The organism is Streptomyces sp. CRCS-T-1 (assembly GCF_024442335.1).
GTDB classification, from domain to species: domain Bacteria; phylum Actinomycetota; class Actinomycetes; order Streptomycetales; family Streptomycetaceae; genus Streptomyces; species Streptomyces koelreuteriae.
In genome coordinates this window covers 4883579-4906387 of sequence record NZ_CP101651.1, presented here as the reverse complement: position 1 = coordinate 4906387, position 22809 = coordinate 4883579, and the positions used below count along the sequence as shown (strand labels likewise).

Sequence of the window (22809 nt, the reverse complement as noted above, 5' to 3'; positions counted from 1 at the left end):
GGCACCTTCGTCGTGTTGTGGCTCAGCCGGTGTTGCGCAGGCCGGCTGCCACGCCGTTGACGGTGAGGAGCAGGGCGCGGGCGAGCAGCGGGTCGGGCTGTTCGGCGGCGCCGACGGCGTCGCGCTGCCGCTTGAGCAGGGCGACCTGGAGGTAGGAGATCGGGTCGAGGTAGGCGTCGCGGATGGCGAAGGTCTGCTTGAGGACGGGCGCGGCGTCGAGGAGTTCCGCTTCGCCGGTCACGCGCAGTACCTCACGCACGGTCAGTTCGTGCTCGGCCTTGATGGTGTCGAAGACGTGCTTGAGCTCGTCGGGGACGAGGGTGTCGACGTAGTGCTGGGCGATCCGCAGGTCGGTCTTGGCCAGGGTCATCTCGACGTTGGAGATGAAGTTGCGGAAGAAGTGCCACTGGCCGTGCATCTCGTCGAGGACGGTGTCGAGGCCTGCCTCGCGCAGTGCCTTGAGGCCGGAGCCGACGCCGAACCAGCCGGGGACGATCTGCCGGGACTGGGTCCAGCCGAAGACCCACGGGATGGCCCGGAGCCCGTCGAGGCCGGCGCCGGTGTCGGGGCGGCGTGAGGGGCGGGAGCCGAGGTGGAGGTCGGCGAGCTGGTCGACGGGGGTGGAGGCGAAGAAGTACGCCGGGAGGTCGGGGTCCTCGACGAGCCTGCGGTAGGCGCCCTCGGCGGCCTCGGAGACGACGTCCATCGCGGCGTCCCAGCGGGCCAGGGCCTCGTCCGACTGGCGGGGGGCGGTGTGCAGGGCGGATGCCTGCAGGGTGGCCGCGACGCTCAGTTCCAGGTTCTCCCTGGCCAGGGCCGGGATGAGGTACTTGTCGGAGATGACCTCGCCCTGCTCGGTCACCTTGATCTCGCCCTCCAGGGTGCCCCAGGGCTGGGCGAGGATGGCGTCGTGGGTGGGGCCGCCGCCGCGGCCGACGGTGCCGCCGCGGCCGTGGAAGAGCCGGAGGCGGACGCCGTAGCGGTGGGCGACGTCGCGCAGGCGGCGCTGGGCGCGGTGGATCTCCCACTGGCTGGTGGTGATGCCGCCGAACTTGGAGGAGTCGGAGTAGCCGAGCATGACCTCCTGGACGTCGCCCCGCAGCGCCACGAGCCTGCGGTACGACGGGTCGGAGAGCATCTCCTCCAGGATGGTGTCGGCGGCCTTGAGCTCGTCGGTCGTCTCCAGCAGCGGCACGATGCCGATCTTGGCCCAGCTGGCGTGCAGGTCGATGAGTCCGGCCTCGCGGGCGAGGACGGCGGCGGCGAAGACGTCGTCGGCGCCCTGGCACATGGAGATGATGTACGACTCGATGACCTCGGGTCCGAAGACCTCCAGGGCCTTCTTCACGGTCTGGAAGACGCCGAGGGTCTTCTCGCCGGGCGCGTCCACGGGCGCCGGGGTGGGCGCGAGGGGGCGGCGGGAGCGGAGCTCCTTGGCGAGCAGCCGGGCGCGGTAGTCGCGGGGCATGTCCGCGTACCGCCAGGATTCCTCGCCGAGCCGGTCGAAGAGCTGGCCGAGGGCGTGGTGGTGGGCGTCGGCGTGTTCGCGGACGTCCATGGTGGCGAGCTGAAGGCCGAAGGCGGCCAGGGTGCGGATGGTGCGGGCGAGGCGGCCGTCGGCGAAGAGGCCGCCGCGGTGCTCGCGCAGGGAGCTCTGGATGATCCGCAGGTCGTCCAGGAGCTGGCTGGTGCCGAGGTAGTCGCGGCCCGGGACGTGCGCGGTGCCCTTGGCGAGGCGCTTCTTGGTGTTCTCCAGCTTCTGCCGGATGCAGGTGGCCTTGAGCCGGTAGGGCTCCTCGGCGTTGAGGCGCTTGTAGCGGGGGCTGATCTCGGGGAGGTTGTCCAGGTCGGTCTGGAGGGAGGTCAGCAGTTCCTCGGTGGCGCCGGCGTAGCGGATGGAGTTGGACAGGAAGCCGCGCAGCTCGTCGATCGTCTCGAGGGCGTCGTTGATGCCGTGCTCATGCTGGAGGATGAGGACGTCCCAGGTCACCTGGGGGGTGACGTTGGGGTTGCCGTCGCGGTCGCCGCCGATCCAGGTGCCGAAGGTGAGGGGGCGGGTGTCGTCGGGGAGCTTGACCCCGGCGCGCTCCAGCTCGGCGGTGAGGTCCTCCAGGACGTCGCCGACGGCGTTGGCGTGCAGTTCGTCCAGGTAGTAGATGGCGTTGCGGGCCTCGTCGGCGGGCTCGGGGCGGACGACGCGCAGTTCGTCGGTCTGCCAGACGAGGTCGATGTTCTCGGCGAGCCGGATGTCGAGGCGGCGACGGTCGGACTCGATGACGGGGGTGTCGAGGAGTGCGGCGACGCGCCGGAGCTTGTTCAGGACCGACCGGCGCGCTGCCTCGGTCGGGTGGGCCGTGAACACGGGACGAATATTGAGATTCCGAACCGTCTCGCGCAGGTGTTCGGGATCGGCGTCCTTGAGCCGGTCGGCCGTACGGGCGAGCAGTCCGCCCTCGGCGGCGCGCCGGGCGCGCAGCTCGCGGCCTCGGTGGACCTGCTCGGTGACATTGGCCAGGTGGAAATAGGTGGAGAACGCGCGGACCAGCTTGGCCGCGGTCTCGAGTTCCGTGCCGCGTAGCAGCTCGGCGGCGGCCTCGCCGTCCTCACGGGTGAGGCGGCGGACCTTCTCGACGAGGTCCAGGAGCTCGGGGCCCTCCTGCCGGACAAGGGTCTCTCCTAGGAGGTCACCCAGTCGGCGGATGTCGGCACGCAGCTCACTGCTCGTCGTCGTGGTCTGGTCGTCGGCACTGCTCACAGGTGCGGCTCCTTGCAGTGTTGAAGCTCGTCTGGGAGGGGCACCCGGACGGCGTCTCGCGCGGCGTGCGCCGCATACGGGCCGGACATCCGGGAAGAAATCAGAGCGGACCGCGCTGTCCGACCGACTCCAGGATAGGTGTCGGCGGGGACGCGCAGGCTCTCGGGCTCTTGCCGCCGGGCGGCGCACTGCCATACTTACGATGCCGTAGGTTACGGAACCGTAGGAAGCGCTGCGGAGTTCCCGTGATCCGGCACCTCCTTCACCCTCCTCATACCCCCCAGGGGACGCGTATGACCAGTAGTTCCGACGTGATCGAGGACGCCCACGAGGCACCCGGTCAGGCCACCGACTCCGCAGCCCCCTCCGCCACGCTGGGCGGCGAGCAGAAGCGGTCCATCGAGCAGATCACTCTCCTCCTCTTCATCGCCGTCCCGTTCCTCGCGCTGCTGGCGGCGGTGCCGCTGGCCTGGGGCTGGGGGGTGAGCTGGCTGGACATCGGTCTGCTGGTGTTCTTCTACTACCTGGGGTGCCACGGCATCACGATCGGCTTCCACCGCCACTTCACGCACGGTTCCTTCAAGGCCAAGCGGCCTTTGAAGATCGCGCTGGCCATCGCGGGCTCGATGGCGGTCGAGGGTCCCCTGGTCCGCTGGGTGGCCGATCACCGCAAGCACCACAAGTTCTCCGACGCGGAGGGTGACCCGCACTCGCCGTGGCGTTTCGGCGAGACCGTCCCGGCCCTGATGAAGGGCCTGTGGTGGGCGCACATCGGATGGATGTTCGACGAGGAGCAGACGCCGCAGGACAAGTACGCCCCGGACCTGATCAAGGACAAGACGCTCCGCGCGATCTCCCGCCAGTTCATCTTCTGGACGGCCCTGTCCCTGGCGCTCCCGCCGCTGATCGGCGGCCTGGTCACGATGTCCTGGTGGGGCGCCTTCACGGCGTTCTTCTGGGGTTCGCTCGTCCGGGTGGCCCTGTTGCACCATGTGACCTGGTCGATCAACTCGATCTGCCACGCGGTCGGCAAGCGCCCCTTCAAGTCGCGCGACCGTTCGGGCAACGTGTGGTGGCTGGCGGTGCTGTCCTGCGGCGAGTCCTGGCACAACCTGCACCACGCCGACCCCACCTCGGCGCGGCACGGGGTGATGCGCGGCCAGCTGGATTCCTCCGCGCGGCTGATCCGCTGGTTCGAGATGGCCGGCTGGGCGTACGACGTGCGCTGGCCGTCACGCTCGCGTATCGATTCGCGCCGTAACGACGGGGAAGGCGGCTCCCGGCGCGGGAAGGAGCCCGTCGAGGCGGCATGATGGTCGCTGTGGCGACCGACTCGAGCAGCACCCCCAGCAATGACAAGCCGCGGCGAGCGCGTCGCACGCGGATGACCGGTGCCGAGCGCCGCCAACAGCTGCTGGAGATCGGTCGCACGCTCTTCGCGGCGAAGGGGTTCGAGGGCACGTCGGTGGAGGAGATCGCGGCGAAGGCCGGGGTCTCCAAGCCGGTGGTGTACGAGCACTTCGGCGGCAAGGAGGGGCTGTACGCGGTGGTCGTGGACCGCGAGATGCGGTGTCTGCTGGACATGGTGACGAGTTCCCTCACGGCCGGTCACCCCCGCGAACTGTGCGAGCAGGCGGCCTTCGCCCTCCTCGACTACATCGAGGAGTACACGGACGGCTTCCGCATCCTGGTCCGGGACTCCCCCATCCCCCAGTCGACGGGCTCCTTCGCCTCCCTGATCTCGGACATCGCCACCCAGGTCGAGGACATCCTCGGCAAGGAGTTCAAGAGCCGCGGCTTCGATTCCAAGCTGGCCCCGCTGTACGCCCAGGCCCTGGTCGGCATGGTCGCCCTGACCGGCCAGTGGTGGCTGGACGTCCGCAAGCCGAAGAAGGCCGAGGTGGCCGCGCACCTGGTGAATCTGGCCTGGCACGGCCTGGACGGGCTGGAGCCGAAGCCGCACTTGATAGGGCGCCGCAAGAGCTGAGACAAGCACCCGCACCACTGATCTTGCGCCATCATGTGCGCATGACTGAGATCACGATCAGCTCCGCCCGGTCCCAGCTCGGCGACCTGGTCCGGCGCGCGGCCCTCAGCCGCGAGACCATCGCCATCACCGACCACGGCCATGTGGCCGCGCTGCTCGTGTCTCCCCAGGTGATCGAGGATCTCGAAGACGCTCTCGCCGTCGCCGACTACCAGCGGCGCAGGGCGGAGGGGACGCTCGGTCCGGGCATCCCCATGGACGAGGTCCGCAAGCTGCTGGGGCTCGACAAGAAGTGACCTACGAGATGATCTTCGAGCCGGCCGCACGCCCTCGACGCTGCGGCGCGGTTCCTCAAGAAAAATCCTCGCGGCCTCGCCGTCATCCTGGACAGGATCGACCAGTTCGCCCATGACCCTCGTCCGGCGGGCACGGTCCCTTACGGGTCACCCACCTCGGCCGCACCACCTGAACCGCCGCTTCACCCCCGTTTCCGTGCCACCGCGAAAACCCGGCGGAACGGAAACGGGGTGCCGTGCGGCCCCTCCGGATAGGCCTCGCGCAGGGCGGCACGGTACTCGGTGACGAAGCCTTCCCGCCCCTCGGGATCATCGCCGAGAGCCGTGAGCACGGGCCGCAGGCCGGTCCCCTTCACCCAGTCCAGCACCGGGTCCTCGCCCTGGAGCAGATGGACGTACGTCGTCTCCCACACGTCGGCGGTGCAGCCGAGGGTGGTGAGGTGCTCCAGGTAGGCCTCGGGGGTGAGCACGGCGTCGGCGTGGCGCAGGGTGTCGGAGAGACGGTCGCGCCAGCGCGGGGAGTCGGCGAGTTCGCGCATGAGCCGGTGGCTGGGGGCGTCGAAGTTCCCAGGCACCTGGAAGGCGAAGGTGCCGGACGGTTTCAGCCCGGCCACCCAGTCGGCGAACCGCTCGACATGCCCCGGCACCCACTGCAGCGTCGCGTTGCTGACGATCAGGTCGTACGGCTCGGCCGGCGCCCAGGTGCGCACGTCGGCGTGCGCGAAGTCGAGGCGCCCCCCGCCCTCGGTGGGGCCCTGGTGATCGACGTGGGCCTTGTCGAGCATCTCGGGCGAGTTGTCGTAGCCGGTGATCCGGGCGGTGGGCCAGCGATCGGCCAGGAACCGCGTGACGTTGCCGGGGCCGCAGCCGAGGTCGGCGATACGGGGTGCGCCGCCGGGCAGCTCGGGGACACGGGCGAGGAGATCGGCGAAGGGGCGGGCGCGGTGGCCGGCGTGACGGAGGTACTGGGCGGGGTCCCAGGTGGGGACGGCAGCGGGCATGAACTCCTCCGGATGTCCTGGTGGGTGACGGACGGGTGAGTGGTGGGTGACCGTCGGGGATGCGGGATGCACACCCACCGTGACAGCCTAAATATCTCGACGTCAAGAAAATGGACGTCAAGAGACTCTACGTCGACACAACCACTACACTGATCGCCATGGAGGACGAGGTCGACCGGCTGGTCGCAGCATGGCGCCGGGAGCGCCCGGACCTCGACGTGGAACCGCTCGAGGTGCTCAGCCGTGTGAGCAGACTGGCCCGGCATCTGGACCGGGCGCGTCGACTGGCCTTCTCGGAGCACGGACTGGAGCCGTGGGAGTTCGACGTCCTGACAGCCCTGCGCCGCGCGGGCACGCCGTATCAGCTCTCGCCGGGGCAGCTCCTCACCCAGACCCTGGTCACATCGGGCACGATGACGAACCGCATCGACCGCCTGGCCAAGAAGGACCTGGTGGAACGCCTCCCCGACCCCAGCGACCGCCGCGGCGTCCTGGTCCGGCTGACGGACGAGGGCAGGGACCGCGCGGACCAGGCCCTGGCGGGACTGCTGGACCAGGAGCGCGCGATCCTCGCGGAGCTCTCCCGGGCCCAGCGCGGCGAACTGGCGGGGCTGCTACGCCAGCTGACCGCCCCGTTCGACAACATCCCCGGCTAGGTCGACGGGCCCGACCCCGGCCCGCCGGGCCAGGGCGACGGCGGCGAGCGTGGAGTGCACGCCCAGCTTGCCCAGCACGTTCTGCATATGGGTCCGCACGGTGTGCGGCGACAGATACAGCCGCTCGGCGACGGCCTTCCGGCCCAGCCCGGCGACCATGCACCGCAGCACTTCCCGCTCCCGCGGCGTCAGCGACTCGACCAGCCGCTCGCTCTCGGTGCGGTGCTTGCGGGCGGCGGTCAGCTCCCGCAGTACGCCGGTCAGCAGGGCGGGCGGCAGATGCGTCTCGTCGCGCAGCACCCCGCGGATGACGGTCAGCAGCCGGGACAGCGAACAGTCCTTGGCCACCCACCCGGAGGCCCCGGCCTGCAGCGCCAGGGCGGCCCGCCGCGGATCGTCCTTCTCGGCGAGCACGACGATCCGTACGTTCGGCTGCGCGGAGCGTACGCCCGTGACGAGGGAGATCCCGTCGACGAGCCCGTCCTCGTTGCCCTCCTGCACCGGCACGGCCGACCGTATGCCCGGCACCATGCCGCCCAGGTCGGCGTCCACGAGCAGCACGTCGAAGCGCCGGCCCTCGGCCACCGCCCGCTCCAGGCTGCGCAGCGCGGCGGGACCGCTGCCGGCCGCGGAGACGTCGACATCGGGCTCGGCGGCCAGGGCCGCGGCGAGCGACTCGGCGAAGATGCGATGGTCGTCGACGACCAGGACTCGGATGCGAACCACGTAACCCCCTCCCCCAGGCTCCGAAGAGCAGGGGATTCCCCATCGTCGGAACACGACACCGCACGGGTACGACGCCGGAGTGCCCAGCCGCTGCGTCCGTTCGTCCGTCTCGCAGCAGCCCGACCGGGTCGCCGCAGCCGCACGGCCGCCGCCGTGCAGAAACCGCTACCCCCACTCCGGGCGTCGTACCCGGCTGTCTCGCCCCCTGATCGGCACCGGCCCCCACCGGTGCTGTTCATCAGGGTACGGGCGGGGGCCGGGAGCGGAAGGTTATTTGCAGAACTGACTGTCCAGCGCGTTTATGGTGTGCCGCATGTTCCGTCTTGAGACAGAAGTCGACAAGGCCCGACGTGATCTGCTCCGCACGCGCCTGCGGGAAGCGAACACAAACGCCTCTCCGATCCTGCGAGCCCTGCACGGAACCCCGGACGAAAGGGACGTCCCGTTGCACGTGTGGGCTGTGAACGACTCCGACGACACCCTCGCCGGCGGCCTCGTCGGCTACACCTGGGCGACCTGGCTCCACGTCAACTACCTCTGGGTCGACGCACCCCACCGCGGCACGGGCCTCGGCGCGGCCCTGCTCCGAGAGGCGGAACGCATCGCCGCCCAGGACCGCGGCTGCGTCTCCTCCCGCCTGGAGACCTGGGACTTCCAGGCCCCGCGCTTCTACGAGAAGCAGGGGTACGAGGCGGTGTGCGTGATCCCCGACTATCCGCCGGGGATCACGGAGTACTTGCTGACGAAGAGGCTGGGCTGACGACCTGGTTGCCGTCGCGGTCCGGCCCCTCGATAGCGTGGGTGCGCTTGAGTTGTCCCCCCACATCAACATCAACGGGAGCACCAGTGAACCGCCCCGCTCGGCTTGTGACGGCCGCGCTCACCGCATCCGCGGCCTTGCTGCTGACCGCCTGTGGCTCGGGGGGAGGTGACGAGTCGTCCTCGGACAAGATCGCGGGAGCGGACTCGGCTGGGAAGTCGTCTGCTTCGCCGTCGGTGTCCGCGTCGGCGGACGGGATCGATCGACCGGAGATCAAGCTGCCCTCGGACATGAAGCTGGAATTCGAGGGGCGGCAGACCGGGGATGCCGCGAAGGACGCGATTCTGGCGGACAACGAGCGGGCTGTCAGCACCGTATGGCAGGCAGTGGCCTCCGGTGATCTGAAGAAGTCGGGTATGGCCTTCTACTACACGGACACCGCGCTGAGGGCCGTCTACGACTACGCGAAGAACAACAACGCCAACAAGACGAGCTGGGCCGGCACCCTCCGCTACTTCGACCGCCAGGTAACGGTGTTCGACAAGACGTCTGCAGCGGTGACGTACTGCACGGACGAGAGCAACGCGAACGTCAAGGACCTCAAGACCGACAAGGTGAACGTGGTCGAGACCTCGCCCGAGAGCTACGTCTACTACAACACCGGCGTCAAGAAGAACAAGGACGGCGTCTGGCAGATCTGGCAGCTCCACGAGGACCGCGGTTCCAAGAGGTGCCAGCCGTGATGCGAGGCCTGGGACTCGCGGCGCTGACCACCGCAGCACTCTGCCTCGGGGTGGGCACGGCTGTCGCCGGAGGGATCGGCAGCAATGGAGCCCAGAAACCGAAGACGTCCGGCGACTCCTCGGGACGACTGCTGCAGTCACGTATCAGCTTCAACGTGAAAGGCCAAGCCCCCTCCAAGGACGGCGGCCCCATCGCGTCCACTGCCGTGGACTGGGAACCACCGGCCTGCTGGTACGAGCCTTACTGGAAGGCCAAGGACTTCAAGACCTACACCGAGGCCAACTGGTCGATCTACGAGTCCGCCGGTGGTGCGCCCAAGGGCATCGCGGACGACAAGGCTCGCTACAAGGGGGGCCATCCCTACGAAGACTTCAACGTCGACAAGAACGACAAGGGCATGTGGTGGGTGGCCGTCACCAACCCGAAGATGAAGGATGCCCCTGGCGCCAACGACTGCAGGCGCAAGCCCTTCTGGGTGGACAACGGCAAGAACCCCGGCGTCCCCCAGGCCATCGACACCGAGACGCTCGCCGGGCTCGCGCATCAGCGGACCGTCGTACCTCCGACCAAGGTCTCGCTGGCCCCGCAAGGCAAGTCGACGGTGAACGCGCCCACCTGGATCTGGCTGGACAAGGGCGCCTTCAAGCCGGTCTCCGTGACGGCGAGTCTGCCCGGTACGGGGCTGTGGGCGACCACGACCGCCAAGCCGGTGAGTCTGCACATCGATCCGGGGACGGAGGACGCGGAGAGTCTGCCGGCGTCCGGGGAGTGCGGGATCAACGACGACGGTTCGATCGGTGAGCCGTACGCCAGGGGCAAGGCGGAGCTGACGCCTCCGTGCGGCGTGCGGTACCTGCGGTCGTCCGGAGACGGCTCCTACCCCCTTGAGGCGACGCTCACCTGGGAGATCTCCTGGGAAGGCTCGGGCGGCACGGGCGGCGATCTGCCCAACGGCACATTCGCCACGACCACCCAGGTGCCGGTCCAGGAGTACCAGGCCGTCAACCGCTGAAGTCCCGAAAGAGAACGAGTCGGGCGCCCTTCCTCGCTGAGGTAAGGGCGCCCGATCTTCGTGAAGAGGTCAGCGCAGGCGGCGGGCGCCTGCCGATGGGACCGCTTCGAAGACGCGTGGTGTCGTGAAGCCCGCCGCGGCGAACGCTTCCGTCACCGCCTTGGTGATGGCGTCGACGTCCGTCTCCTCCGTGAGGACGATCGCCGAGCCGCCGAAGCCGCCGCCGGTCATGCGGGCGCCCAGGGCGCCGGAGGCGAGGGCCGTGTCGACGACCAGGTCGAGTTCGGGGCAGGAGATGCGGAAGTCGTCGCGGAGGGAGGCGTGGCCCTCGACCAGGATCGGGGCGATGGCGCGGGTGTCGTCGCCCGATTCCAGCAGCGACACCACCCGTTCGACGCGCTCGTTCTCCGTGACGATGTGGCGGACCAGGCGCCGGACCTCCTCCTCGTCGCCGAGGCGGGACAGCGCCGCGTCCAGATCGCCGTAAGGGACGTCCCGGAGCGCGTTCACGCCCAGCAGCGCCGCGCCCTTCTCGCAGCCCGCGCGGCGCTTGCCGTACTCGCCCTCGCTGTGGGAGTGCTTGACCTGCGTGTCGACGACGAGGAGGCGCAGGCCCTCGGCCGCCAGGTCGAAGGGGATCTGCTTCTGGGAGAGGTCGCGGGTGTCGAGGAACAGGGCGTGGCCGGCCTCGCAGCAGGCGGATGCCGTCTGGTCCATGATGCCGACCGGGGCACCGACGTAGACGTTCTCCGCGCGCTGGCACAGGCGGGCCAGTTGCCAGCCGCGCAGGCCGAGCGAGAAGAGGTCGTTCAGGGCCAGGGCCACCACGACCTCCAGGGCCGCGGAGGAGGAGAGGCCCGCGCCCGAGGGGACCGTCGAGGAGAGGTGGATGTCCGCGCCCGAGACCGCGTGGCCGGCCTCGCGCAGGGCCCAGACCACGCCCGCCGGGTACGCCGTCCAGTTCTTGTCCGACTCCGGGGACAGGTCGTCCAGACGGAGTTCGGCGACCCCGCCCTCGACGTCCGCCGAGTGCAGGCGCAGGACGCCGTCCTCGCGGCGTGACACCGCCGCCACCGCGATGTGCGGCAGGGCGAACGGCATGACGAAGCCGTCGTTGTAGTCGGTGTGCTCGCCGATGAGGTTGACGCGGCCCGGTGCCGCCCATACCCCGTGCGGCTCCGCGCCGTACAGCTCGCCGAACCGTGCGGCCACCGTCTCCGCCACAGCCTCGCTCATGCCTGACCCCTGACCCTTCCGTACCTTCGGTCCTGCCGGACCTGCTAGTTGCCGCGCCGCTGCGCGAAGTCCCACGCGTCCGCGACGATTCCCGCGAGGTCCGCGCGGGACGGGTTCCAGCCCAGCTTCTCGCGGGCCGTGGCGGCCGAGGCCACCAGGACCGCCGGGTCGCCGCCCCGGCGGGGGGCGACCACTTCGGGGATCGGGTGGCCGGTGACGGTGCGGACCGTCTCGATGACCTCGCGGACCGAGAAGCCGTTGCCGTTGCCGAGGTTGCAGATGAGGTGCTCGCCGGGGGTGGCGGACCGCAACGCCAGCAGGTGGGCCTCCGCGAGGTCCGCGACGTGGATGTAGTCGCGTACGCAGGTGCCGTCCGGCGTCGGGTAGTCGTCGCCGAAGACGGAGATCGCCTCGCGCCGGCCCTGCGCGACCTGGAGGACGAGCGGGATCAGGTGGGACTCGGGGTCATGGCGCTCGCCGTGCTCGCCGTAGGCGCCCGCGACGTTGAAGTAGCGCAGCGAGACCGCGCCCAGGCCGTGTGCCGCGGCCTCGCCGGTGATCATGTGGTCGACGGCCAGCTTCGAGGCGCCGTAGGGGTTGGTCGGGGAGGTGGGGGCGGACTCGACGATCGGGACCTGCTCCGGCTCGCCGTACGTCGCCGCCGTGGAGGAGAAGACGAGCCTGGTCACGCCCGCCTCGCGCATCGCGGCGAGCAGGGCCATGGTGCCGCCGACGTTGTTGTCCCAGTACTTCTCGGGCTTCACGACCGACTCGCCGACCTGGGAGAAGGCGGCGAAGTGCAGGACACCGTCGTACGAGGAGTCCAGCCATTTGGCGGCGTCGCGGATGTCGCCCTCGACGAAGGTCGCGCCCGCCGGGACGCCCTCACGGAAGCCCGTGGAGAGGTTGTCGAGGACGACGACCTCGTGGCCGGCCTCCAGCAGGTGCTGGGCGACCACGCTGCCGACATAGCCCGCGCCGCCTGTCACCAGGTACTTCCCGCTCATGAACTCGCTACCTCTCGCAGTCGCTCGGCCGCGCGCTCCGGCGGCACGTCGTTGATGAACACGTTCATGCCGGACTCGGAACCCGCGAGGAACTTCAGCTTGCCGGAAGTGCGGCGGATGGTGAAAAGCTCGAGGTGGAGTGCGAAGTCCTCACGCACGACCCCGTCGAACTCCTCCAGCGCACCGAAAGGTGCCTGGTGCCAGGCCGCGATATACGGCGTCGGAGGCTCGCCCTCACCGAAGATCCGGTCGAAGCGCCTCAAGAGTTCCAGATAAATCTTGGGGAACTCTGTGCGCGCGGCCTCGTCCAGGCCGAGCAGGTCGGGCACCCGGCGCTTGGGGTAGAGGTGCACCTCGTACGGCCAGTGCGCCGCATAGGGCACGAATGCCACCCAGTGTTCACCCTCCAGGATGACTCGCTCGTCGGCGAGTTCACGCTCCAGGATCGCGTCGAAGAGGTTCTCCCCGCCCGTCATCTCCTTGTGGGTCGCGACGGAGCGGAGCATCAGGGCGGTGCGCGGGGTGGTGAAGGGGTAGGCGTAGATCTGCCCGTGCGGGTGCTGGAGGGTCACGCCGATCTCGGCACCGCGGTTCTCGAAGCAGAAGACCTGCTCGACGGAGGGGAGATGGGACAGCTCCGACGTACGGTCCGTCCACGCCTCCAGCACCAGGCCCGCCTGCTCCTCGGTGAGGCCGGCGAAGGAGACGTCGTGGTCGGAGGTGAAGCAGACGACCTCGCAGCGGCCCGAGTCCCCGGCCAGCGAGGGGAAGCGGTTCTCGAACACCACGACGTCGTACGACGAGTCCGGGATCTCGCTCAGCCGCTCGCCCTCGGAGGGGCACAGGGGGCATTCGTCGGCCGGCGGGTGGTAGGTGCGGCCCTGGCGGTGCGAGGCGATGGCGACGGAGTCGCCGAGCAGGGGGTCGCGGCGGACCTCGGACGTCGTGACGGTGCGGTCCAGCGGGCGGCGGTCGGCCGCGTCGCGCACGGCGTCGTCGCGCAGGTCGTAGTAGATGAGCTCGCGACCGTCGGCCAGCCGGGTCGAGGTCTTCTTCACGCCGGACTCCTCATCCTTCAAACATAACCAAACATATCAAAACACAACTCACCACGACCGTCAACATCGCAATCAAACAAAGAGCGTCACTCGGCGTGTTCAATTGCTGAACGCGGAGGCGTAGATTCCGCGAGGTATCGGTTCGCGCAACGAAGCGAGGGCTAGTGCAAACCCCCACATATCTGTCAGCCGAGCTGCGACTCCCCACGAACTGGCTCGACTACACGCTCCTCGGCATCTACTTCGTCGTCGTCCTCGGCATCGGCTTCGCCGCCCGCCGTTCGGTGAAGACGAGTCTCGACTTCTTCCTCTCCGGCCGCTCCCTGCCCGCCTGGGTCACCGGTCTGGCGTTCATCGCCGCCAACCTGGGCGCCACCGAGATCCTGGGCATGGCCGCCAACAGCGCGCAGTACGGCGTCTACACCACGCACTGGTACTGGATCGGCGCCATCCCGGCCATGGTCTTCCTGGGCCTGGTGATGATGCCCTTCTACTACGGCTCCAAGGTCCGCTCGGTCCCCGAGTTCCTGCTGCTGCGCTTCGACAGGCCGGCGCATCTGCTCAGCTCGATCCTGTTCGCCTTCGCCGCGATCCTCATCGCCGGCGTCAACCTCTACGCCCTGGCCATCGTCGTCGAGGCGCTGCTGGGCTGGCCGGAGTGGGTGGCGATCGTCGTCGCCGGCTTCTTCGTCCTCGCGTACATCACCCTCGGCGGCCTGTCCTCGGCGATCTACAACGAGGTCCTGCAGTTCTTCGTCATCCTCGCCGCGCTCATCCCGATCGCGGTCCTCGGCCTGAAGAAGGTGGGCGGCTGGGACGGCCTGTCCGACTCCCTCACCGCCTCCCGCGGCGCCGACTTCATGACGTCGTGGGGCGGTACGGGCATCGGCAGCGAGAACCCGCTGGGAGCGAACTGGCTGACGATCGTCCTCGGCCTCGGCTTCGTCCTCTCCTTCGGCTACTGGACGACGAACTTCGCCGAGGTACAGCGCGCCCTCTCCGCCAAGAACCTCTCGGCGGCGCAGCGCACCCCGCTCATCGCCGCGTTCCCGAAGATCTTCATCGTGTTCCTGGTGATGATCCCGGGCCTGGTGGCCGCCGTGCTGGTCCCCAAGATCGGCACGTCCGGCTCGGACCTCCAGTACAACGACGCGATCCCCTACCTCATGGCGCAGCTCCTGCCGAACGGCGTGCTGGGCATCGCCGTCACCGGTCTCCTCGCGGCGTTCATGGCGGGCATGGCGGCGAACGTGTCGTCGTTCAACACGGTGTTCACCACCGACATCTGGGCGAAGTACGTCGTCCGGGGCCGCGAGGACGAGTACTACGTACGCTTCGGCCGCCTCATCACCGCGATCGGCGTCCTGGCCTCCATCGGCACGGCGTTCCTGGCGAGGTCCTTCTCGAACATCATGGCCTACCTGCAGACCCTCTTCTCCTTCTTCAACGTGCCGATGTTCGTCGTCTTCATCATCGGCATGTTCTGGAAGCGGGCCTCGATGAAGTCGGGCTTCTGGGGGCTGCTCGTGGGCACCACCGCCGCGATGGTCAACTACTTCGTCCTCTACAAGCAGGACATCGTCGACATCCCCACCGACCAGGGCGCCAACTTCGTCTCGGCGATCGCCGGGTTCGTCGCGGGCGCGATCGTCATGGTGGCGGTGTCGCTCTTCACCGCGCCGAAGCCGTCCGAGGAACTCCAGGGGCTGGTCTACGGCACGACCTCACCCGGCATGGCCGAGCCGCCGGCACCCGGGGACGAGGCCTGGTACCGCAAGCCGGCGCTGCTCGGCTGGGGCGCGATCGTGCTGGCCGCGGCCTGCTACATCCCGTTCTCGTTCTGACCGAGGGAGGATTGAAGACATGTCTGAGTTCTACTCCGACAAGGACGTACAGCGGGAAGTCACCGAGCTGCAAGGCAAGTCGGCGACGGCCGCTCGGCTGTTCGACATCCGGCGCATCATCGGTGGGTTGTTCGTGCTGTACGGCGTGATCGTGATGATCGCGGGGTTCACGGCGTCCGACGCCGACATCGACAAGGCGGAGGGCGTCAACATCAACCTGTGGACCGGGCTCGGCATGCTGCTGCTCGGCCTGTTCTTCCTGGCCTGGCTGAAGCTGAGGCCTGCGGCGCCTCCGCCGCCGAGGGAAGAGGAGACAGTGGAGTAACCCGGCGATGTCGGGTGCTCGGCGCCGGCGCGGGTGCCGGTGCCGGGTGGGTCCGCAACCCGGCGGAGCGGGGTACCGCTGCGCCCACCCGTGCCGCCCCGAGCGGCACGCATGCCCGCAGCTAGGGCGGCGAGTGCGGGCCCGCGCGGCGGCCTGCGGCGGCCAGGGCGGATGCGGCGCCCGCGGCTGGCGGCTGGCGGCTGGCGGCTGGCGGCTGGCGGCTGGCGGCTGGCGGCTGGCGGCTGGCGGCTGGCGGCTGGCGGCTGGCGGCTGGCGGCTGGCGGCTGGCGGCTGGCGGCTGGCGGGAGCGGAACGACGCGCTCGCATCCGCGTACGGCGAGAAGGGGACGTGTCGGGGGGTGTCCGCCCGCAGCGGTTGGCGCGTCAACGGACAGTCAGTCGGTGTGGCACCCCATCGCGCCGTTCCGAGGACGGACACCCCCCGGCGCGGCCCCGACCCACCACCGGCGACCAGGCGCGGACGCGCACCCCCACCGCACTCACGGCTCCCGCGGCACCGGTCCCGCCCTGTCCAGCAGTCCCGTTCGTGCTGCCAACGCCGCTGCCTCCAGGCGGGAGCCCACGCCCAGTTTCATCAGGACTCGTTGGACGTGGGTGCGGGCGGTGGAGGGGGCAATGCCCATGCCTGCGGCGATGAGGCGGGTGTCCTCGCCCTCGGCCACGCGCAGGAGGACCTCGACCTCGCGGGGTGTGAGCATCTGGAGCAACCGCTGGCCCTCGTCGTCGGGTTGGGCCACCGGGTTCAGCAGTTCGCTGAAGGCGCCCTGGAGCAGTTGCGGGGCCACCGCCGCCTCTCCGGCCCGGGCCTTCATGATCGCCCGTTCGACGCCCTCTATGCGCTCGTCATGCCGGACGTACCCGGCCGCCCCCGCCGCGAACGCCGCCGCGATCCCGCGCGGACTCGGCACCGGCCCCAGCACCAGCACCGCCACCTGCGGCCGCTCCCGCTTGATCCGTACCACCGGATCGAAGATCCCCGGCTCCGCCGGTGTCGCCGTCCCCAGCAGGCACACCTCCGGCGCGCGTGTGATCACCAGCTCCGCCGCCCCCGCGGCCGGCGCCGCCGCGGCAAGCACCCGGTGCCCCCGCAGCTTCAGCGCAGAGGCCAGCGCCTCGGCCAGCAATCGGTGGTCGTCGACCACCATGAGCCGCACTCCCATCGAGCAACCCCCCAGTCACCCCAGTCCCCCCAATGGAAGCCCCCCGGCTCCCCCGCCTTCATGCCCCCGGAAGCTACACGCTTGTTCGACGTTGCGCTCCCCTACCCGCGAGAATCGCCCCGGATCGCCGAAATTCCTCTCATTCGAGGTTGACTGAGCCAAACGCGAACGGTCCCGCCCCTGAACAGGGACGGGACCGAAAGCAACCTCAGTCGATCACCAGATGATCATCGGACGATCAGCTCGTACCGAACCCGACCGCCAGGTACTCCTTGTCACCCGAGGAAGAGCGCTTGCTCGCGTACACCTTGGACATGAACAGATGCCCGTCGGCGTACAGGAGCTCCGAGTAGTCCGGCGACATACTGGCCTCCACGTCGCGCACCTGCTCCGACGCGGGGTTCTCCAGCAGCTTCGTCTCCTTGAAGCTGCCCCCGTCGATGCTCACGATCTGCCCGCCCTTGTCGTACGGCGGCCGCTTGTAGGCGATCAGGTTGCCGCCGTCCATGCGCAGCGGCGAGATCGTGTAGCCGTCGCCCGCGTCGGCCCGCTGCCCGGTCTGCTTGCCGGTGGCGAGATTGAAGGCGACGATCTCGTTGGTCTGGCTGTACTCGCCCTTGCCGTCGTGCTCCTCGGTCGGGATGTACAGCCGGTCGTTGCCGACGGCGAGCTGATTGCAGTACTCGATGCGCGTGATGCCCTCGCAGCGCGCCGCGAACTGCTCGCCCGGCGCCGAGATGCGCGTGCGCAGCTTGCCGGTCCTGTTGTCGATGGAGAAGAAGTCCGAGATGCCGCTGCCGTCGCCCGCGGAGTCGCCGACGTCGGCGGCCACCACCAGCGGGTTGGTCGACACGACGCTGGCGTACTCGATGCCCTCGGCCATCTTGTACTCCGAGATCACCTTCCCCGACTTCGGGTCGATGGTCTGGATGTGCAGCTGCCGCTGCTCGTACGAACCGCACTTGCGCACCGCGACCAGCTTCTCGCCGCCGCCGTACCCGGCGTCGTAGCAGGAGTCGCTCGGCTTAGGGCTCCACAGCGGCTTGCCGGAGATGTCGAAGGCGGCGCCGCCGCTGCTGCTGCCGACGGCGACCGTCTTGCCGCCGATCGTGACGTTGTCGAAACTGATCAGCTGGTCACCGGTCTTGGCCGTCTTCGTCCACAGCTTCTTGCCCGCGTCGAGATCGATCAGGGCGACCTGGCTGCACCCGTGCGAGGGGTCGTCCTTGGTCGGCATCGCGGGCTGGTAGAGGATCGCCGTCTTGTTGTCGTCGGTGACATGACGGCTGGCCTGGCAGACGGGGCCCTCCAGCGGGATCGTCCACTGCTTGCCGCCCGTGTCGCGGTCGTAGCCGACGATCTTGGCGATGCCGCTCTTGGCGTACGTCTTGTCGGTGAGCCACGAGCCGGAGACGACGACCGTGCTGTCGTTCTTCACCTCGGGCGCCGGGACCTGGAAGAGGACCTTGGCGCCGGGGTCGGACGGGGCCTTCTCCTTGCCGGAGGTGGTGCCGCCGTTGTCGTCGTCCGAGCCGCCGGTGCTGCCGCCGGAGCTGGCGGTGTCGTCCTTCCCCCCGTCGTCCTTGGACGAGGAGTACCAGACGCCGCCGCCGATGATCAGGGCGATCGCCACGACCGCGGCGACGATGATCGCCAGCTGCGCGTTGAACTTCTTGCCGCCGCCGGGCTGTCCCGGATGCCCCGGCTGTCCCGGGTGCCCGGGCTGCGGCTGGAGCGGCATGGTCCCCTGCGGATAGCCGTAACCGGGCTGCCCGTATCCAGGCTGACCGTAGCCCGGCTGGCCATAAGGCGCCTGCGGTGGCTGGCCCGGCTGCCCATAAGGCGCCTGCGGCGGCTGCCCGTACGCCCCCGGCTGCTGGGCGGGATAGCCGTAGCCGGGCGGCGGCGACGGCGGCTGCGGCGGCCCCTGCGGAGCGCCCTGCGGCGGCTGCGGTGGCGTCTGGGGAGCCTGCGGATAGCCGTACCCCGGCTGCGGCGGCTGGTCCTGGGGCGGTCCGAAGCCTCCGCCGGACGGCGGCTGCTGGGGCGGCGGAGGCGGCGGCTGGGTCATGACGTGAGCACCTCGGGGAGGGGGAGGGTAGACGACGAAGAGGGGACGGAGAAGGGAAGAAGAGTCACTTGCCGTAGGCGAGCATCAACTTCTCCTTCGTCTCGTCGTTTCCGCTCAGTCGGGTGTTCGAGATGTAGAAGCGCCCGCCGGCCCAGTCGATGTCCCTGGAGAAGAAGCCGTTCTCGATGTCCGCGGCGCCCTGCGGGTTCTGCAGCAGCTTGACCGGCTTGTGGCTGCTGCCGCCGGTCGGGATGGACACGATCTGGCCGCCCGAGTCGTACGAGGGCTCGACGTAGGCGATGAGCTTGCCGCCCTCGACCTTCATCGGCAGCATCGACTCGTCGGCGGGGGACTTCACCCGCCACTTCTCCTTGCCGTTCGCGAGGTCGACCGCGACGATCTCGTTGGCGCCGGTGGTCGCCTCGGTCGGCAGGTAGAGCGTGGAGTCGTCGACGGCGACGCCCTGGCAGCCCTGGAGGTCACGCTCGAGGATGGCCCAGCCGCACTCGGGCGCGAAGTCCTCGTCGAAGCCCACCTGCGAGCGGAACTTTCCGCCGGCGGTGAAGGCGGAGATGTTCCAGGACTTCTTCTCCTCGTTGGTGCTGTAGACGACCAGCGGACTCACGGAGTAGACGCGTGCGACGCGCCAGCCCTTGTCGAACTTCTGGGTCCAGTCGACCTTGCCGGTGCGCGGGTTGAGCTGCTGCACCTCGTCGTGCTCGTTGTCGCCGCCCGCGCCGCAGGAGGAGACGGAGATCAGCTTCTCGCCGCCCGCGAACGCGGCGGGGAAGCAGGCCTGGCCGTAGCGCTTCTTGTCGAAGAGCTTGTCGCCGTTGGTGACGTCGTACGCCGTGCCCGACTGGGAGCGGCCCACCATCAGCGTGGTGCCGGTGACGGACAGTTCGACGGAGAGCGTGGAGTCGAACAGGGCGCCGTCGGCGACCTCCTGCTTCCAGCCCTTCTCGCCGCTGTCGAGGTCGATCTCCTGGAGCTGGTTGCACTTGGCGCGGTCGCTGCTGCCGCTCATGTACGCGACGACGATCTTGTTCTCGGCCGTCTTCTCCGGAGTGGTCGCGCAGATCTTCTGCGGGAACGTGATCGTGTCCCACGTCGGCTTGCCGTCGCCGACGTTGTACGAGAAGAGCTGCTTGTACGCCGCCTTCACCGCGGTCTTGTCGGTGATCCACATGCCGTCGGCGTCGGCGCCGGAACGGGGCGCGTCGGGCGCCTCCTTGTACCAGAGGACCTTGGCCTCGCCGGCCTGGCGGCCCTCGTTGAGGTTCTCCGGGTCGTCGCCGCCGTCGCCCTTGCCGTCACCGGGGTTGACCGGGTCGGAGGCGCCGGACTTGCCGTTGCTCTGCTGGGCGACCGGCTTCTTCTTGCCCTTGCCGTCGTCGCCCGAGGTGACCGCCCACATGGTGCCGCCGACCACGAGCAGCGCGGCGACCGCGGCGCCGATGATCAGGGCCGGCTTGCCCTTGAAGGGGTTGCCCGAGCCGCCCCCGGGCGGGGTGCCGGGCGCACCGGGGTACTGCGGCTGCGGCGGGTAGCCGTAGCCGGGCTGGCCGTAGGGGCCCGGCTGCTGGGGCTGGCCGTACGGTCCCGGCTGCTGCGGCTGGCCGTAGGGGCCGGAGTTGTACGGGCCCGGCCGGCCGTACGGCCCGGGCTGTCCGGGCTGCTGCGGGTAGCCGTACCCCGGCTGCGGAGGCGGGCCCTGCGGAGGCGGCGTCGACGGCGGGCCCTGCGGGGGCGGCGGCGTCTGGGGCGGGCCCTGGGGTGGTGGCGGGGTCTGCGGTGCCCCGTAGCCACCGCCCTGTGGCGGCTGGTCCTGCGGTGCGCCGAAGCCACCGTGCGGCGGCTGACTGGGCGGCTGCGTCATCAGCGGTTCCCCCGTTCGATCACTGATTTTTAGCCACGCCCTGAGGTACGCGATGAGCTCAGAGTCGTTTCATAAAGTTCTAAGACGGCTCTTTCTATCACCCCGTTCCCACAGCGGACCGGGCCGTATCGCCCCCTGTTCCCAAGGGAGGACCGGCCCGTGATGCCGCCGTTATGCGTCTTCACGCACCCTTCACGCGTCCTCGGCGAGTTCCAGCCAGCGCAGCTCCAGTTCCTCGCGCTGACCCGCCAACTCGCGCAGTTCGGCGTCCAGTTCAGCCACCTTCGCGAAGTCCGTGGCGTTTTCGGCGATTTGGGTGTGGAGCTTGGCCTCCTTCTCGGAGACCTTGTCGAGCTGCCGCTCGATCTTCTGCAGTTCCTTCTTGGCGGCGCGCTGGTCGGCGGCGCTCTTCTCCGGGGCGGCGCTCTGCTGCACGGCGGCGGGGGCCGAGGCGGCCGCGGCCTCCTCCATGCGCCGGCGCCGCTCCAGGTACTCGTCGATGCCGCGCGGCAGCATCCGCAGGGCGCCGTCGCCGAGCAGGGCGAACACCCGGTCGGTGGTGCGCTCGATGAAGAACCGGTCGTGGGAGATGACGATCATCGAGCCGGGCCAGCCGTCGAGCACGTCCTCGAGCTGCGTCAGCGTCTCGATGTCGAGGTCGTTGGTGGGCTCGTCGAGGAAGAGGACGTTGGGCTCGTCCATGAGGAGGCGCAGCAGTTGCAGCCTGCGGCGCTCACCGCCGGACAGGTCGCCGACCGGCGTCCACTGCTTCTCCTTGGTGAAGCCGAACGTCTCGCACAGCTGCCCGGCGGTCATCTCGCGCCCCTTGCCGAGGTCGACGCGCTCGCGCACCTGCTGCACGGCCTCCAGCACCCGCGTGCTCGGCTCGAGTTCGGCGACCTCCTGGGAGAGGTAGGCGAGCTTGACGGTCTTGCCGACCTTGACCTGCCCGCCCACGGGCTGCGCCTCGCCGTCGGTCCGGGACGCCTCGGCCATGGCCCGCAGCAGGGAGGTCTTCCCGGCGCCGTTGACTCCGACGAGACCGATCCGGTCGCCGGGGCCGAGCTGCCAGGTGACGTGCTTGAGGAGGACCTTGGGGCCGGCCTGGACGGTGACGTCCTCCAGGTCGAACACGGTCTTGCCGAGCCGGGTGGACGCGAACTTCATCAGCTCGCTGCTGTCGCGGGGCGGCGGTACGTCCTTGATGAGCTCGTTGGCGGCCTCGACCCGGAAGCGCGGCTTGGACGTACGGGCGGGCGCCCCGCGCCGCAGCCAGGCCAGCTCCTTGCGGACGAGGTTCTGCCGCTTGACCTCCTCGGTGGCGGCGATGCGCTCGCGCTCGGCCCGGGCGAAGACGTAGTCGGAGTAGCCGCCCTCGTACTCGTAGACCGCGCCGCGCTGGACGTCCCACATGCGGGTGCAGACCTGGTCGAGGAACCAGCGGTCGTGGGTGACGCACACGAGGGCGGACCGGCGGACCTGGAGGTGGCGGGCCAGCCAGGAGATGCCCTCGACGTCGAGGTGGTTGGTGGGCTCGTCGAGGACGAGCAGGTCCTGCTCCTCGATGAGCAGCTTGGCCAGCGCGATACGGCGCCGCTCACCGCCGGACAGCGGTCCGATGACGGTGTCCAGGCCCGCGGGGAACCCGGGCAGGTCGAGCCCGCCGAACAGGCCGGTCAGCACGTCCCTGACCTTGGCGTCGCCCGCCCACTCGTGGTCGGCCATGTCGCCGATGACCTCGTGGCGGACGGTCGCCTCGGGGTCGAGCGAGTCGTGCTGCGTGAGCACGCCGCTGCGCAGTCCGCCGGAGTGCGTGACGCGCCCGGTGTCGGCATCCTCCTGCTTGGCGAGCATCCGGATCAGGGTGGTCTTGCCGTCGCCGTTGCGGCCGACGACACCGATGCGGTCCCCTTCGGAGACGCCGAGGGAGACGCCGTCGAGCAGGGCGCGGGTGCCGTACACCTTGCTGACGTTCTCGACATTGACCAGGTTGACGGCCATTACTCTCCTGACAAGGGGGATGGATCGACCCTCCAGGGTAGTCGGGCGCGGGGGTGCTCCGGCCGGGGCGGTCAGCGGCCGTCGGCGGCTTCCCGGCGGCGCTGGTAGCGCCACACGTCCATCAGCCTCTCGTCGAACGGCGGCTCCGGATCGACGGGGCCGATCCTGTGCTCGACCTCCACGCAGCGCGGATCGTCGCGGTACGCCAGCCCGGACACGGCACAGATGCGGATCGACTGCCGTGTGCTCCCCCGTTTTCGACAACCGGGG

20 protein-coding genes are annotated in these 22809 nt (G+C 69.6%); 9 read left to right on the top strand and 11 right to left on the bottom strand.

Annotated features, from left to right (window positions below; all coding sequences use genetic code 11):
• Positions 1-22: 22 nt before the first annotated feature.
• Positions 23-2755: a phosphoenolpyruvate carboxylase gene (gene ppc, locus NNW99_RS22380; protein ID WP_215120925.1), complete on the bottom strand. Its 2733-nt coding sequence runs from the start codon at positions 2753-2755 to the stop codon at positions 23-25.
• Positions 2756-3048: 293 nt separating this feature from the next.
• Here ppc and NNW99_RS22375 point away from each other — a divergent pair, with 293 nt between their 5' ends.
• From NNW99_RS22375 to NNW99_RS22365, 3 genes are read left to right on the top strand one after another with little or no spacing between them, the layout of a single operon-like run.
• The gene (locus tag NNW99_RS22375) at positions 3049-4068 is read left to right on the top strand and encodes a fatty acid desaturase (RefSeq protein ID WP_215120924.1); all 1020 of its coding nucleotides are present in this window, start codon (positions 3049-3051) and stop codon (positions 4066-4068) included.
• Positions 4065-4742 (top strand): TetR/AcrR family transcriptional regulator, encoded by a 678-nt coding sequence (locus tag NNW99_RS22370; protein ID WP_215120923.1) that lies wholly within the window; start codon positions 4065-4067, stop codon positions 4740-4742. Before NNW99_RS22375 ends, NNW99_RS22370 begins: the two co-directional genes overlap by 4 nt.
• A gap of 41 nt (positions 4743-4783) precedes the next feature.
• A complete protein-coding gene (locus NNW99_RS22365; RefSeq protein WP_215120922.1) occupies positions 4784-5038 on the top strand; it encodes a type II toxin-antitoxin system Phd/YefM family antitoxin in 255 nt (84 codons plus the stop codon).
• A 182-nt stretch (positions 5039-5220) separates the two neighbouring features.
• Here NNW99_RS22365 and NNW99_RS22360 read toward each other — a convergent pair whose 3' ends face one another.
• Entirely contained in the window at positions 5221-6039 is an 819-nt protein-coding gene (locus NNW99_RS22360) for a trans-aconitate 2-methyltransferase (RefSeq protein ID WP_215120921.1), read from the bottom strand.
• Between the two features lie 158 nt (positions 6040-6197).
• Between NNW99_RS22360 and tamR the strand changes: the two genes are divergently transcribed.
• Entirely contained in the window at positions 6198-6695 is a 498-nt protein-coding gene (tamR, locus tag NNW99_RS22355) for a MarR family transcriptional regulator TamR (protein ID WP_215120920.1), read from the top strand.
• Here the strand turns inward: tamR and NNW99_RS22350 are convergent.
• Positions 6654-7421, bottom strand: coding sequence for a response regulator transcription factor (locus NNW99_RS22350; RefSeq protein WP_215120919.1), 768 nt, complete (start codon positions 7419-7421; stop codon positions 6654-6656). The genes tamR and NNW99_RS22350 overlap by 42 nt on opposite strands.
• Before the next feature lie 301 nt (positions 7422-7722).
• Here NNW99_RS22350 and NNW99_RS22345 point away from each other — a divergent pair, with 301 nt between their 5' ends.
• The 3 genes from NNW99_RS22345 (at position 7723) to NNW99_RS22335 (ending at position 9937) form a co-directional block, all read left to right on the top strand.
• Entirely contained in the window at positions 7723-8181 is a 459-nt protein-coding gene (locus tag NNW99_RS22345) for an N-acetyltransferase (protein WP_215120918.1), read from the top strand.
• 290 nt (positions 8182-8471) lie between these two features.
• Positions 8472-8924, top strand: coding sequence for a hypothetical protein (locus tag NNW99_RS22340; RefSeq protein WP_251057905.1), 453 nt, complete (start codon positions 8472-8474; stop codon positions 8922-8924).
• Entirely contained in the window at positions 8924-9937 is a 1014-nt protein-coding gene (locus NNW99_RS22335) for a hypothetical protein (RefSeq protein WP_251058124.1), read from the top strand. Before NNW99_RS22340 ends, NNW99_RS22335 begins: the two co-directional genes overlap by 1 nt.
• Before the next feature lie 69 nt (positions 9938-10006).
• Here the strand turns inward: NNW99_RS22335 and galK are convergent, their stop codons facing one another.
• Genes galK through galT form a run of 3 tightly spaced genes read right to left on the bottom strand, consistent with a single transcriptional unit; the run spans position 10007 to position 13238 of the window.
• On the bottom strand, positions 10007-11173 hold the full coding sequence (gene galK, locus NNW99_RS22330) for a galactokinase (protein WP_215120916.1): 1167 nt from the start codon (positions 11171-11173) through the stop codon (positions 10007-10009).
• Positions 11174-11217: 44 nt separating this feature from the next.
• The gene (gene galE, locus NNW99_RS22325; protein ID WP_215120915.1) at positions 11218-12180 is read right to left on the bottom strand and encodes a UDP-glucose 4-epimerase GalE; all 963 of its coding nucleotides are present in this window, start codon (positions 12178-12180) and stop codon (positions 11218-11220) included.
• Complete coding sequence (gene galT / locus NNW99_RS22320) at positions 12177-13238, bottom strand: galactose-1-phosphate uridylyltransferase (RefSeq protein ID WP_215120914.1); 1062 nt, start codon at positions 13236-13238, stop codon at positions 12177-12179. The genes galE and galT overlap by 4 nt, the downstream gene beginning before the upstream one ends.
• Before the next feature lie 164 nt (positions 13239-13402).
• Here galT and NNW99_RS22315 point away from each other — a divergent pair, with 164 nt between their 5' ends.
• On the top strand, positions 13403-15082 hold the full coding sequence (locus NNW99_RS22315; protein WP_215120913.1) for a sodium:solute symporter family protein: 1680 nt from the start codon (positions 13403-13405) through the stop codon (positions 15080-15082).
• Positions 15083-15101: 19 nt separating this feature from the next.
• Entirely contained in the window at positions 15102-15407 is a 306-nt protein-coding gene (locus tag NNW99_RS22310; protein WP_215120912.1) for a hypothetical protein, read from the top strand.
• Positions 15408-15907: 500 nt separating this feature from the next.
• On the opposite strand, the gene NNW99_RS22305 is transcribed toward NNW99_RS22310, so the two are convergent.
• The 5 genes from NNW99_RS22305 to NNW99_RS22285 all read right to left on the bottom strand — a co-directional run bounded on the left by NNW99_RS22305 (position 15908) and on the right by NNW99_RS22285 (position 22757).
• Positions 15908-16588, bottom strand: coding sequence for a LuxR C-terminal-related transcriptional regulator (locus tag NNW99_RS22305; RefSeq protein WP_215120911.1), 681 nt, complete (start codon positions 16586-16588; stop codon positions 15908-15910).
• Positions 16589-16826: 238 nt separating this feature from the next.
• Complete coding sequence (locus tag NNW99_RS22300; protein ID WP_215120910.1) at positions 16827-18659, bottom strand: PQQ-binding-like beta-propeller repeat protein; 1833 nt, start codon at positions 18657-18659, stop codon at positions 16827-16829.
• Between the two features lie 64 nt (positions 18660-18723).
• Positions 18724-20538, bottom strand: coding sequence for a PQQ-binding-like beta-propeller repeat protein (locus NNW99_RS22295; RefSeq protein ID WP_215120909.1), 1815 nt, complete (start codon positions 20536-20538; stop codon positions 18724-18726).
• 192 nt (positions 20539-20730) lie between these two features.
• A complete protein-coding gene (locus tag NNW99_RS22290) occupies positions 20731-22539 on the bottom strand; it encodes an ABC-F family ATP-binding cassette domain-containing protein (protein WP_215120908.1) in 1809 nt (602 codons plus the stop codon).
• 71 nt (positions 22540-22610) lie between these two features.
• Positions 22611-22757 (bottom strand): hypothetical protein, encoded by a 147-nt coding sequence (locus tag NNW99_RS22285; protein WP_215120907.1) that lies wholly within the window; start codon positions 22755-22757, stop codon positions 22611-22613.
• Between the last annotated feature and the right edge of the window lie 52 nt (positions 22758-22809).